General features: G+C 61.8%; 7 protein-coding genes and 4 rRNA genes. 2 read left to right on the top strand and 9 right to left on the bottom strand.

The features are described 5' to 3' along the window. Positions 1–81: 81 nt before the first annotated feature. From rrf (BJQ95_RS06000) to tyrS, 5 genes are all read right to left on the bottom strand, one after another. A 5S ribosomal RNA gene (gene rrf, locus BJQ95_RS06000) occupies positions 82–198 on the bottom strand. Positions 199–796: 598 nt separating this feature from the next. Next, positions 797–913 (bottom strand): 5S ribosomal RNA (rrf, locus tag BJQ95_RS05995). Between the two features lie 123 nt (positions 914–1036). After that, a 23S ribosomal RNA gene (locus tag BJQ95_RS05990) occupies positions 1037–4164 on the bottom strand. 472 nt (positions 4165–4636) lie between these two features. After that, a 16S ribosomal RNA gene (locus BJQ95_RS05985) occupies positions 4637–6159 on the bottom strand. Together the 16S, 23S and 5S rRNA genes form the textbook arrangement of a ribosomal RNA operon. A gap of 563 nt (positions 6160–6722) precedes the next feature. Beyond that, entirely contained in the window at positions 6723–8024 is a 1302-nt protein-coding gene (gene tyrS / locus BJQ95_RS05980) for a tyrosine--tRNA ligase (RefSeq protein ID WP_130175978.1), read from the bottom strand. A 131-nt stretch (positions 8025–8155) separates the two neighbouring features. On the opposite strand from tyrS, the gene BJQ95_RS05975 reads away from it, so the two are divergent. Beyond that, positions 8156–8821, top strand: coding sequence for a DNA-binding protein (locus BJQ95_RS05975; protein WP_130175977.1), 666 nt, complete (start codon positions 8156–8158; stop codon positions 8819–8821). A gap of 11 nt (positions 8822–8832) precedes the next feature. Continuing rightward, positions 8833–9456: a hypothetical protein gene (locus BJQ95_RS05970; RefSeq protein WP_130175976.1), complete on the top strand. Its 624-nt coding sequence runs from the start codon at positions 8833–8835 to the stop codon at positions 9454–9456. 86 nt (positions 9457–9542) lie between these two features. On the opposite strand, the gene BJQ95_RS05965 is transcribed toward BJQ95_RS05970, so the two are convergent. The 4 genes from BJQ95_RS05965 to argH are packed head-to-tail and all read right to left on the bottom strand — an operon-like array spanning position 9543 to position 12603. Beyond that, positions 9543–9986, bottom strand: coding sequence for an OsmC family peroxiredoxin (locus tag BJQ95_RS05965; RefSeq protein WP_130175975.1), 444 nt, complete (start codon positions 9984–9986; stop codon positions 9543–9545). Between the two features lie 59 nt (positions 9987–10045). Then, entirely contained in the window at positions 10046–10486 is a 441-nt protein-coding gene (locus BJQ95_RS05960) for a MarR family winged helix-turn-helix transcriptional regulator (protein ID WP_205750004.1), read from the bottom strand. A gap of 44 nt (positions 10487–10530) precedes the next feature. Beyond that, entirely contained in the window at positions 10531–11136 is a 606-nt protein-coding gene (locus tag BJQ95_RS05955) for a DNA-3-methyladenine glycosylase (protein ID WP_130175974.1), read from the bottom strand. 30 nt (positions 11137–11166) lie between these two features. Next, the gene (argH, locus tag BJQ95_RS05950) at positions 11167–12603 is read right to left on the bottom strand and encodes an argininosuccinate lyase (RefSeq protein ID WP_130175973.1); all 1437 of its coding nucleotides are present in this window, start codon (positions 12601–12603) and stop codon (positions 11167–11169) included. Positions 12604–12611 lie beyond the last annotated feature (8 nt).

The following is a 12611-nucleotide window of genomic DNA, read 5'->3' as shown; positions in this document are numbered from 1 at the left end:
CTATACGTACCGGACTACTTCTCCAGCGTACGTTAACGACAAAATGGCCACCCGAATGGGTGGCCATTTTGACTAAGTTAAGTCCGGCGGTGTCCTACTCTCCCACAGGGTCCCCCCTGCAGTACCATCGGCGCAAAGAGTCTTAGCTTCCGGGTTCGGAATGTGACCGGGCGTTTCCCTCTTGCTATGGCCGCCGAAACAATGTGCGATGCACCGGCACCAAAGCGCCAGCCATCAAGTCGTTTCGAACCATCAAGCTTCGATAGCCCAAGTCTACAGGACGCCGCGCCCCTCCCCCGCCGCGAGCTGTGAGTTAAGCCCCGAAAACGCGCGTGGTGTGGTGCTTTTCTCACGGTTCGCGGATGCCCCGTCTCGCGTCGACCTCGTTGGTCGAGCTCGTCGAGACCAGGTGACGGGGGTGCGGGGCCGGAGCCGGCGGCGTGCGTGTCCGCGGGTCGTGTCGCGGGGTCTCGACGAGCTCGACCAGCGGGAGGGGTTGCGTCCGCGGGTCGTGTCGCGGGGTCTCGACGAGCTCGACCAGCGGGAGGGGTTGCGTCCGCGGGTCGTGTCGCGGGGTCTCGACGAGCTCGACCAGCGGGAGGGGTGCGTCCGCGGGTCGTGTCGCGGGGCCTCGACGAGCTCGACCAGCGGGAGGGGTGCGTCCGTGGGTCGTGTCGCGGGGTCTGGACGAGCTCGACCAGCGCTCGACGAGCTCGACCAGCGGGGGTGGGTGCGGGTGGGGGTTAAACGCAGGAAAGCCACCCCGGTGGGGTGGCTTTCCTGTTTTCTAAGTTAAGTCCGGCGGTGTCCTACTCTCCCACAGGGTCCCCCCTGCAGTACCATCGGCGCAAAGAGTCTTAGCTTCCGGGTTCGGAATGTGACCGGGCGTTTCCCTCTTGCTATAGCCGCCGAAACACCTGGTGATGGTGAATCGATTCTATATTCTTCAGTTATAGAGCCCTCCGTGGAGGGCGTTGTTCTCGACCGTACATCGAGAACCACATAGTGGACGCAGAACAGCTTATTCAAACTGTGTGTTATCAAATTATCGGCTTATTAGTACCGGTCAGCTCCAAGAGTCTTTAGTCCTCTCTTCCACATCCGGCCTATCAACGCAGTAGTCTAGCTGCGAGCCTCTCCCCCTAAGGGATGGAAATCTCATCTCGAAGCCGGCTTCCCGCTTAGATGCTTTCAGCGGTTATCCGTTCCGAACGTAGCTAATCAGCGGTGCTCCTGGCGGAACAACTGACACACCAGAGGTTCGTCCATCCCGGTCCTCTCGTACTAGGGATAGATCTTCTCAAATTTCCTGCGCGCGCAGCGGATAGGGACCGAACTGTCTCACGACGTTCTAAACCCAGCTCGCGTACCGCTTTAATGGGCGAACAGCCCAACCCTTGGGACCTACTCCAGCCCCAGGATGCGACGAGCCGACATCGAGGTGCCAAACCATGCCGTCGATATGGACTCTTGGGCAAGATCAGCCTGTTATCCCCGAGGTACCTTTTATCCGTTGAGCGACAGCGCTTCCACAAGCCACTGCCGGATCACTAGTCCCGACTTTCGTCCCTGCTCGACTTGTCAGTCTTACAGTCAAGCTCCCTTGTGCACTTACACTCGACACCTGATTGCCAACCAGGTTGAGGGAACCTTTGGGCGCCTCCGTTACTTTTTAGGAGGCAACCGCCCCAGTTAAACTACCCACCAGGCACTGTCCCTGAACCGGATCACGGTTCGAAGTTAGGTATCCAATATGACCAGAGTGGTATTTCAACGTTGACTCCACCTGAACTAGCGTCCAAGCTTCACAGTCTCCCACCTATCCTACACAAGCCACACCGAACACCAATACCAAGCTGTAGTAAAGGTCACGGGGTCTTTCCGTCCTGCTGCGCGTAACGAGCATCTTTACTCGTAATGCAATTTCGCCGAGTTCGCGGTTGAGACAGCTGGGAAGTCGTTACGCCATTCGTGCAGGTCGGAACTTACCCGACAAGGAATTTCGCTACCTTAGGATGGTTATAGTTACCACCGCCGTTTACTGGGGCTTAAATTCTCAGCTTCGCCTTGCGGCTAACCGTTCCTCTTAACCTTCCAGCACCGGGCAGGCGTCAGTCCGTATACATCGTCTTGCGACTTGGCACGGACCTGTGTTTTTAGTAAACAGTCGCTTCCCACTGGTCTCTGCGGCCTTCGAACGCTCCAGGAGTAAATCCCTTCACGCCTCAGGCCCCCCTTCTCCCGAAGTTACGGGGGCATTTTGCCGAGTTCCTTAACCACGATTCTCTCGATCTCCTTAGTATTCTCTACCTGATCACCTGAGTCGGTTTGGGGTACGGGTGACTAGAACCTCGCGTCGATGCTTTTCTTGGCAGCATAGGATCACTGATTTCACCCTCACGGGCTACCCATCGGGTCTCAGCCGTTGTGAGAGACGGATTTGCCTATCTCTCGGCCTACATCCTTAGACCGGGACAACCATCGCCCGGCTCAGCTACCTTCCTGCGTCACACCTGTTAATACGCTAACCGCACCAGCATAGGGTCGCACGCTAGGCCTCACGCTTCACCCCGAAGGGATCCATCTAGAGGATTCAGATGCTTAGCATTACTGGATTAGCTTGGACGGTTCTTCGTCAGTACGGGAATATCAACCCGTTGTCCATCGACTACGCCTGTCGGCCTCGCCTTAGGTCCCGACTTACCCAGGGCGGATTAGCCTGGCCCTGGAAACCTTGATCTTTCGGAGGACGGGTTTCTCACCCGTCTTTCGCTACTCATGCCTGCATTCTCACTCGTGTAGCCTCCACGGCTGGTTTACACCGCCGCTTCGCTGGCCACACGACGCTCTCCTACCCATCAACACGGCTGAACCAACACCCCTTGGGTGCGGCTTACCAAAAATATCAATGCCACAACTTCGGTGGCGTGCTTGAGCCCCGTTACATTGTCGGCGCGGAATCACTTGACCAGTGAGCTATTACGCACTCTTTCAAGGGTGGCTGCTTCTAAGCCAACCTCCTGGTTGTCTATGCAACTCCACATCCTTTCCCACTTAGCACGCGCTTTGGGACCTTAGATGGTGGTCTGGGTTGTTTCCCTCTCGACGATGAAGCTTATCCCCCACCGTCTCACTGCTGCGCTCTGACTTACCGGCATTCGGAGTTTGGCTAACGTCAGTAACCTTTTAGGGCCCATCGGCTATCCAGTAGCTCTACCTCCGGCAAGAAACACGCAACGCTGCACCTAAATGCATTTCGGAGAGAACCAGCTATCACGAAGTTTGATTGGCCTTTCACCCCTATCCACAGCTCATCCCCTCCATTTTCAACTGAAGTGGGTTCGGTCCTCCACGACGTCTTACCGTCGCTTCAACCTGGCCATGGATAGATCACTTCGCTTCGGGTCTAGGACATGCGACTGAATCGCCCTATTCAGACTCGCTTTCGCTACGCATTCCCCTCTCGGGTTAAGCTCGCCACATATCACTAACTCGCAGGCTCATTCTTCAAAAGGCACGCTGTCACCAGAATCAGACTGGCTCCAACGGTTTGTAAGCAAACGGTTTCAGGTACTATTTCACTCCCCTCCCGGGGTACTTTTCACCTTTCCCTCACGGTACTTGTTCACTATCGGTCATGTAGGAGTATTTAGGCTTATCAGGTGGTCCTGACAGATTCACACGGGATTTCTCGGGCCCCGTGCTACTTGGGATACTCTTCGGGCGATTGCTGCATTTCGACTACGGGGTTCGCACCCTCTATGACCAGGCTTTCAATCCTGTTCGTCTATACAACGTTCTAACCCTCACGCTTCGGCAGAAGCAGCAGAAAAGTCCCGCAACCCCGACCATGCAACACCTGCCGGCTATCACACATGATCGGTTTAGCCTCTTCCGGGTTCGCTCGCCACTACTAACGGAATCACTATTGTTTTCTCTTCCTGTGGGTACTGAGATGTTTCACTTCCCCACGTTCCCTCTACCCGCCCTATATATTCAGGCGGGAGTCACCAGGTCACCTCACGGGCCTGGCGGGGTTTCCCCATTCGGACATCCTCGGATCACAGTTCGTTTATCAACTCCCCGAGGCTTATCGCAGATTACTACGTCCTTCTTCGGCTCTACATGCCAAGGCATTCACCGTTTGCTCTTGAAAATTTGAAATCACATGAGTTTGAATCGATTAAGTGCCACGAACAAAGTTCGTGACCGAAATTGACCAATGATCACACACTCAAAGAGTGTGTTGATCTTTGTAATTTGACCCCGAAGGGTTCAAATTTAAGATGCTCGCGTCCACTGTGTAGTTCTCAAAGTACGGGCGGTACCCCTCCAAGCCAGCGACCCCGAAAGATACGACTGCTGACAAGAAAAGGTCCAGAGGAAAAGTCCAACCGTGATCTCGACAAGCTCGATCAACGATTGTTCCGGTCCCTCAGGACCCAACAGCGTGCATATGCAAACCCGCCTGACCCAACCCTTTCCATTCACCGAAGTGAAGTACTGAGATCGAACCGATTGGTTCTGCATCAATGTCAATGTTCCACCCATGAGCGCCATCGAAGAACATTCGTCTTCGTATGACTTGGCACCGTGAATCTCCCTGTATACAGAGGAGAGGTGCTGTGCTCCTTAGAAAGGAGGTGATCCAGCCGCACCTTCCGGTACGGCTACCTTGTTACGACTTAGTCCTAATCACCGATCCCACCTTCGACAGCTCCATCCCTTACGGGTTTGGCCACTGGCTTCGGGTGTTACCGACTTTCATGACTTGACGGGCGGTGTGTACAAGGCCCGGGAACGTATTCACCGCAGCGTTGCTGATCTGCGATTACTAGCGACTCCGACTTCATGAGGTCGAGTTGCAGACCTCAATCCGAACTGAGACCGGCTTTTTGGGATTCGCTCCACCTTGCGGTATTGCAGCCCTTTGTACCGGCCATTGTAGCATGCGTGAAGCCCAAGACATAAGGGGCATGATGATTTGACGTCATCCCCACCTTCCTCCGAGTTGACCCCGGCAGTATCCCATGAGTTCCCACCATTACGTGCTGGCAACATAGGACGAGGGTTGCGCTCGTTGCGGGACTTAACCCAACATCTCACGACACGAGCTGACGACAACCATGCACCACCTGTATAGAGACCTTGCGGGGCAACTGTTTCCAGCCGTTTCCTCTATATGTCAAGCCTTGGTAAGGTTCTTCGCGTTGCATCGAATTAATCCGCATGCTCCGCCGCTTGTGCGGGCCCCCGTCAATTCCTTTGAGTTTTAGCCTTGCGGCCGTACTCCCCAGGCGGGGAACTTAATGCGTTAGCTGCGACACGGAGACCGTGGAATGGTCCCCACATCTAGTTCCCAACGTTTACGGCATGGACTACCAGGGTATCTAATCCTGTTCGCTCCCCATGCTTTCGCTCCTCAGCGTCAGTTACGGCCCAGAGATCTGCCTTCGCCATTGGTGTTCCTCCTGATATCTGCGCATTCCACCGCTACACCAGGAATTCCAATCTCCCCTACCGCACTCTAGTCTGCCCGTACCCACTGCAGACCCGAGGTTGAGCCTCGGGATTTCACAGCAGACGCGACAAACCGCCTACGAGCTCTTTACGCCCAATAATTCCGGACAACGCTTGCACCCTACGTATTACCGCGGCTGCTGGCACGTAGTTAGCCGGTGCTTTTTCTGCAGGTACCGTCACTTTCGCTTCTTCCCTACTAAAAGAGGTTTACAACCCGAAGGCCGTCGTCCCTCACGCGGCGTTGCTGCATCAGGCTTGCGCCCATTGTGCAATATTCCCCACTGCTGCCTCCCGTAGGAGTCTGGGCCGTGTCTCAGTCCCAGTGTGGCCGGTCACCCTCTCAGGCCGGCTACCCGTCGTCGCCTTGGTGAGCCATTACCTCACCAACTAGCTGATAGGCCGCGAGTCCATCCCAAACCGAAATTCTTTCCAACTCCTAGCCATGCGGCTGAAGCTCGTATCCGGTATTAGACACCGTTTCCAGTGCTTATCCCAGAGTTTGGGGCAGGTTACTCACGTGTTACTCACCCGTTCGCCACTGATCAGAAGAAGCAAGCTCCCTCATCACCGTTCGACTTGCATGTGTTAAGCACGCCGCCAGCGTTCGTCCTGAGCCAGGATCAAACTCTCCGTAAATGTTCAATAGCCTCACCGAGCAAGCTCAGTGGGCACATCTAGTGTGTCTAGCCGCCGGAATAGGCGAACAAGACACAAGTTTGAAACTGACAGAACAAATCATTACTGACTTGCTTTGTTGTTTAAATGTTTTCCAAAGGAATCTCTTCCGCGGTACTCCCTAGAAAGGAGCCCTACGACCGAGGTTTTTGGCATTTGACATTGTGCACGCTGTTGAGTTCTCAAGGATCGGACGCACCCAGCCGCCGGCCATATTGACCATTGCACTGAGGCACTTCGATGTAATTCTATTTTCGTGTCGTTACGAACTGCTCCAGAGTTGGCGCAGAACAAACGTCATCAAGTGCGCCGGATCGAATGAATTCGCCGCCATCACTTGGAAGTGGTCCCGCTTGAGGCCGGGAAGCTCTTCGGCTTTCCGCACCTGTGGGGTGACAAGAGATGACATTACGCGGGTTCCAGGGGCCCCGCAATCCCGTCAGCATCCCGGGCGTGTCGCAAATCGACACCTACCCGCAATGCCGCCGTAACCTGCCGGTCACACAAGGGGATCGATCGGGCGTCTACTCGACGAAGACGCCGGCGAGGGTCTTCTTGCCGCGCCGGAGCACGGCCACGCCCCCGGCCAACACCGAACCCTCAACGGTGGCCGCCTCATCGGTGACCTTCACGTTGTTGAGGTAGACGCCACCCTGGCCGATCGCTCGGCGGGCCTCACCCAGACTCTTGGTGAGTCCGGTGTCCACCAACAGCTGCATGACCTGAGCCTGCGGGAAAGTCGTGGTGTTCGGCAGCGCCCGGAGGGCCGCCTCGAGGGTGTCAGGGTCAAGGTCGGCGAGGTCACCCTGGCCGAACAGGGCCTGGGTGGCCTGGATGGCCGCATCCGTTGCCGTAACCCCGTGCACGAGGCTGGTCACCTCGAAGGCAAGAGTGCGCTGGCCTTCCCGCTTGAACGGTTCAGCGGCCACCGCCTCCTCGAGGCGTTCGATCTCGGCACGGCTGAGGAACGTGAACACCTTCAACCGGGCGATCACGTCGGCGTCGTCGGTGTTCAGCCAGAACTGGTACATCGCGTACGGGCTCGTGAGCGCGGGGTCCAGCCACACGGCGTTACCCTCGCTCTTGCCGAACTTGGTGCCGTCGGTGTTGATGATCAGCGGGGTGCCGATCGCGTGCACGCTGGTGCCCTCCGCACGATGGATGAGGTCGGTGCCGCTGGTGAGGTTGCCCCACTGGTCACTCCCCCCGGTTTGCAGCACACAGCCGTGACTGCGGTACAACTCGAGGAAGTCCATGCCCTGCAGCACCTGGTAGCTGAACTCGGTGTAGCTGATGCCGGCGTCGGAGTTGAGCCGGGCGCTCACCGCGTCTTTCTTGAGCATGGTGCCCACCCGGTAGTACTTGCCGATGTCGCGCAGGAAGTCGATCGCCGACAACGGCGCCGTCCAGTCGAGGTTGTTCACCAGGGTCACCGCGTTCTCGCCCTCGGCGCTGAGGAAGCGGGTGACCTGGGCCTGCAGGTAGCCGACCCACTCGTTGACGACCTCCGGGGTGTTCAAGGTGCGTTCGGCCGTGGGACGCGGGTCGCCGATGAGCCCGGTAGAGCCGCCGACGAGGCCGAGCGGCCGGTGCCCGGCCAGCTGCAGCCGGCGCATCAGCAACAGCTGCACAAGGTTACCCAGGTGCAGGCTGGCCGCGGTGGGGTCGAAGCCGCAGTAGTAGGTGATCGGCGCCCCCGTCAGCAGGGTGCGGAGTGCCGTTTCGTCGGTGGAGACCTGAACCAGGCCACGCCAGGTGATTTCCTCCCAGACGTCGTCGAAGGTGGGATCGTTGGCTTGCTGGGCAAGGATGCTGGGGTCTGACACCCTGCCAGATTACCAGCGCGGATGGTTTCCCCCGCGAGGCGACGCCGTCAACAATCAAGCCTGCAGTATGAATCGGGCTGGATTAATCCCTGAACCTTGATTAGGCTGCATTTAGGACGGAGGCTTAACCCATGTTTGTGATTACCGCCGATCAAATCGACAGCCGCCACGATCGAGACCGCGCCACCGAGATGATCGCCGACCTGGTGGGTCGGCACGGGGCGGCGTTTGCGCTGCCACCCGACCAGACCTCGGGCGATGAGATCCAGCTGCTCGTGCCCGAGGCCGCCGATGCCTTCAACGTGCTGCTCGACCTGCACCGCACCGGGTTCTGGAGTGTCGGCCTGGGGATCGGCCGGATCCGCACCCCGCTGCCGGCCACCACCCGGCAAGCGACGGGCGACGCTTTCATCGCGGCGCGGGACGCAGTGACCAGGGCCAAACGGGCCGAGGCACGGTTCGCACTGGAGACGCCGGCGCCCACCGACGCCGACGCGACTCCCCGCGGCTCCGCTCCCCCGGGCGCCGGGGGCTCCCCCGGCCCCTCGACCACCGCCGATGTCGAGGCACTCGTGTCGATGCTTCTCCTGCTGCGCCAGCGCCGCAGCACCGAGGGCTGGGCGGCCGTGGACCTGCTCGAGAGCGGACTGGCCCAGACCGCCATCGCCCGTCGGCTCGGCATCTCCACCGCCGCGGTCAGTCAGCGGGTGAAGACGGCGCAGTGGAAGGTGGAGCGCGCGGCGCATCCGGCACTCGTTAGGCTGCTACAGAACCTCGACCGCGACACCAGCGAATAGGAATCGACCGCATGAACATCCTTGACTCCTTTTCAGTCGTGCTCTACCTCTACTGGGTCCTCCTGCTCCTGGTGACCATGGCCTCGCTGATCCTGGCGGTGCTCGCCTTCCGGCTGGGCAAGCAGCCGTTCGCCATCGCCTCCGGCGCCGCGCTGGCCGCCGCGCTCCTCCTCGCCGCCGTTCCTGTGGGCGCGACCCCGGCGATTTTCGGCGTGGTCATCGGCCTCGCGGCCCTGATCCTCGCTGTGATCGGCGGCGGCCCGGCCGCGGTGCTGGCCCTGCAGCTGGCCACGAAGAACTCGGTGGCCCCGGGCAACCACGGCGGCATCCTGGTGGGCGCGGACGCCCCGGCACCGGTCGGCGACACCGGGACAGCCACCGCGGCGGCTCCCCCGCCGGTACACGAGGTGCTGCGCGGCGGCCTGACGATCGGCGTGCTCGAGCGCCTCGCCGTGGCGGGCGCCATCCTGGCCGGCTTCCCCGAGGCCCTGGCCGTGGTCGTGGCCATCAAGGGTGTGGGCCGGTTCACCGAGCTCGCCTCCTCCGAGGCCAGGGAACGGTTCATCATTGGCACGTTCGCGAGCCTCATCTGGGCGTGCGCCTGCGCCGTCCTGGTCAGCCTCGCCCAGTCCTGATCCACTGCCGGTCAGCGACCGGCGCACGCACGACAAAGCCCGGCCGGCAGGATGATCCTGCCGACCGGGCTTTGTGCTGCGGATGCCTACGCTTCGAGCGCCGCGTCCACCGTGATCTCCACGCCGGTGAGGGCCTTGCTGACCGGGCAGTTCAGCTTGGCGGTGTTCGCCGCGGCGAGGAACGTCTCGCTGTCCATGCCCGTGACCTCGCCGCGCACGGTGAGGTGGATCCCGGTGAGATGGAAGCCGCCCGTTGGGTCGGCGCCCAGAGTGACGTCGGCCGCCACATCCAGGGCCTCGATGGTGACGTCGCCGGCTGCCGCGAGCTCTGCGGAGAGCTGCATGGAGTAGCAGGCCGAGTGAGCGGCGGCGAGCAGCTCCTCGGGGCTGGTGAAGCCGTTCGCGCTGTCGGCGCTGCGCTTGGGGAAGGAGACGTCGTAGGTGCCGAGGCCTGAGCTGGTCAGCTCGACCTGGCCCTCTCCGGCTTCGAGGGTTCCGGTCCAGCCGGTGCGCGCGGTACGAGTGGGCATAGGTATTTCCGATCTGTTGTGGTGGGACTGGCCGGCAGAGCCGGCCGGGACGGGAAGGTTCAGGTGAGCCCGCGGACGCGCTCGGAGAGGGCAGCGATCTGCCCCTGCAGGTGCAGGAGCTCGGCCGGAGGGAGGCCGGTGGCCGCGCAGATCTGTTCGGCGATGTGCGGAGCATGGCTGCGCATGGCATCGCCGGCGGGCGTCAGCGCCACCTCGACCACCCTCTCGTCGCGGTCGGATCGCCCGCGCACCACCAGGCCGAGGGCCTCCAGCCGCTTCAGCAACGGGGACAGCGTGCCGGAGTCCAGTTGCAGGCGCTCGCCCAGCCGGCCCACCGTGCTGGTACCGGATTCCCACAGCACCAGCATGACGAGATACTGCGGGTAGGTGATGCCCAGGGGCGCGAGCAGGCTGCGGTACCTCCCGGTGAGCGACCGCGACGCCGAGTACAGCGCGAAGCAGATCTGTTGCTCGAGGGGGAGCATCTGCGGGGTGGCCATGCTCCCACCGTAACAGAGTTATGCACAATTATGTTGCGCCCAACCTAAATGGTGGCGTCCCGGTCCAGGCCGGGGTGCCGGCGGTAGGCGGAGACGGAGCGGTCCCCGGGGATCCAGAATCGCCAGGAGTAGTCGCTGCCGCCACCGGCACCGGCCACGCCGGTGCGCGGGCCCGTGAGTGCGACCACCGGCGTGCCGGGCAGAGTGAGCTCGAAGGGCTCGGTGAACAGGTCGGCGCTGTTCTGGTCAAGCCGGATGCCGAGGGCCCGGGTGAGCCGCGCCGGCCCGCGGGCCAGATCCCGGTCGGCCACCGCCGGCCCGCGACGAGCCCGGGCGGCGTCGATTCCCGTCACGATCTCGCCGGCCCGCAGCAGCACGGCGGATGCTTCGCCGGTGGGTGAGCAGACGATGTTCGCGCAGACGTGCATGCCGTAGCTGAAATACGCGTAGAGGTGCCCGGGCGGGCCGAACATGCCGGCGTTGCGGGCGGTCCGGCGCCGGAAGGCGTGCGAGCCCGGGTCGGTTTCGGCCAGGTAGGCCTCCACCTCGGTGATGCGCAGCACGGTGTCACCGTGCCGGAGCAGTCCGCCCAGCAGGAGCGGAGCCACGCCGACCGCGTCCTGGGCGAACAGGTCTCGGTCGGCGGGCATCCGAATTTTTTCTAGCGGGTGGGCCGGTTCTCAGCGGACCAGCGCCGTGGCGAGGGCGTGCACCCGGGCCACCAGGGCGGCGCGCTGCTCGGCGACCCGCACCGGTGCGGTGCCGGCGTGACCGTCACGACGGTTGACCGAGCCCTGGATGGTGAGCACCTCGCGCACCTCAGGTACGAGGTGCGGGGAGATCGCTGCGAGACCGGCGTCGTCGATCTCGTGCAGCTCGGCGCCCTCGGCCTCGGCCACTTTCACCAAGGTGCCGGTGATTTCGTGTGCGTCCCGGAAACTGACGTGCCGCTTGACCAACCATTCGGCGACATCCGTGGCCAGGGAGAAGCCCTGCGGGGCCAGTTCGGCCATGCGCTCGGTGTGGAAGGTGATCGTGGCGATCATGCCGGTAAAGGCGGGCAGCAGCACTTCGAGGGTTTCGATGGAGTCGAAAACCGGCTCCTTGTCTTCCTGCAGGTCACGGTTGTACGCCAGCGGGAGGCCCTTGAGGGTGGTCAGCAGGCCAGTGAGATTGCCGATCAGCCGGCCGGACTTGCCGCGGGCGAGCTCGGCGATGTCGGGGTTCTTCTTCTGCGGCATGATCGACGACCCGGTGGAGTACGAGTCGTGCAGGGTGACGAAGCCGAATTCGCGGGTGTTCCAGAGGATGATCTCCTCGGCCAGGCGAGAGAGGTCGATGCCGATCTGGGCCGTGATGTAGGCGAACTCGGCCACGAGGTCACGGCTGGCGGTGCCGTCGATGGAGTTCTCCACCATGGCGCCGAAGCCCAGCTCGGTGGCGATCATCTCGGCGTCGAGGCCGAGGGTGTTGCCGGCCAGCGCGCCGGAGCCGTACGGGGAGAAGTTGGCCCGCTTGGTCCAGTCGGCGAAGCGTTCGAGGTCGCGCACCAGCGGCCAGCAGTGCGCGAACAGGTGATGGGCCAGCAGCACCGGCTGGGCATGCTGCAGGTGGGTGCGGCCGGGCATGATGGCCGTCTCGTTCGCCTCGGCCTGCGCGGCGAGGGCGTCGATCAGGTCCACGACGAGGTGGGCGATGACCGCGGCGTGGTCACGCAGCAGCATCCGCACCAGGGTGGCGACCTGATCGTTGCGGCTGCGGCCGGCGCGCAGCTTGCCGCCGAGTTCGGTGCCGACGATGTCGATCAGCCCGCGCTCCAGCGCCGAGTGCACGTCTTCGTCGGTCGCGGCCGGCTGGAACCGACCGTCATTGACGGCCTCATCGAGGGTGTCGAGACCCGCGAGCATGCCCGCCAGTTCGTCGTCGGTGAGGTACCCGGCAGCCGCGAGGGCGCGCGCGTGGGCGCGCGACCCGCGGATGTCGTAGCCGGCCAGCTGCCAGTCGAAATGGGTCGACTTGCTCAGCCGCGCCAGCTCCGGCGACGGTCCGCCGGCGAAGCGGCCGCCCCACAGGGCGCCCGCCTCACCCGCACGGTTCACACTCGTGTCGCCGGTCATGCCGGGGC

The organism is Cryobacterium sp. SO1 (assembly GCF_004210215.2).
In the GTDB taxonomy this organism is placed as follows: Bacteria; Actinomycetota; Actinomycetes; order Actinomycetales; family Microbacteriaceae; genus Cryobacterium.
The sequence above is the reverse complement of the archived record's forward strand: the minus strand, read 5'-3'. Positions and strand labels throughout refer to the sequence as shown.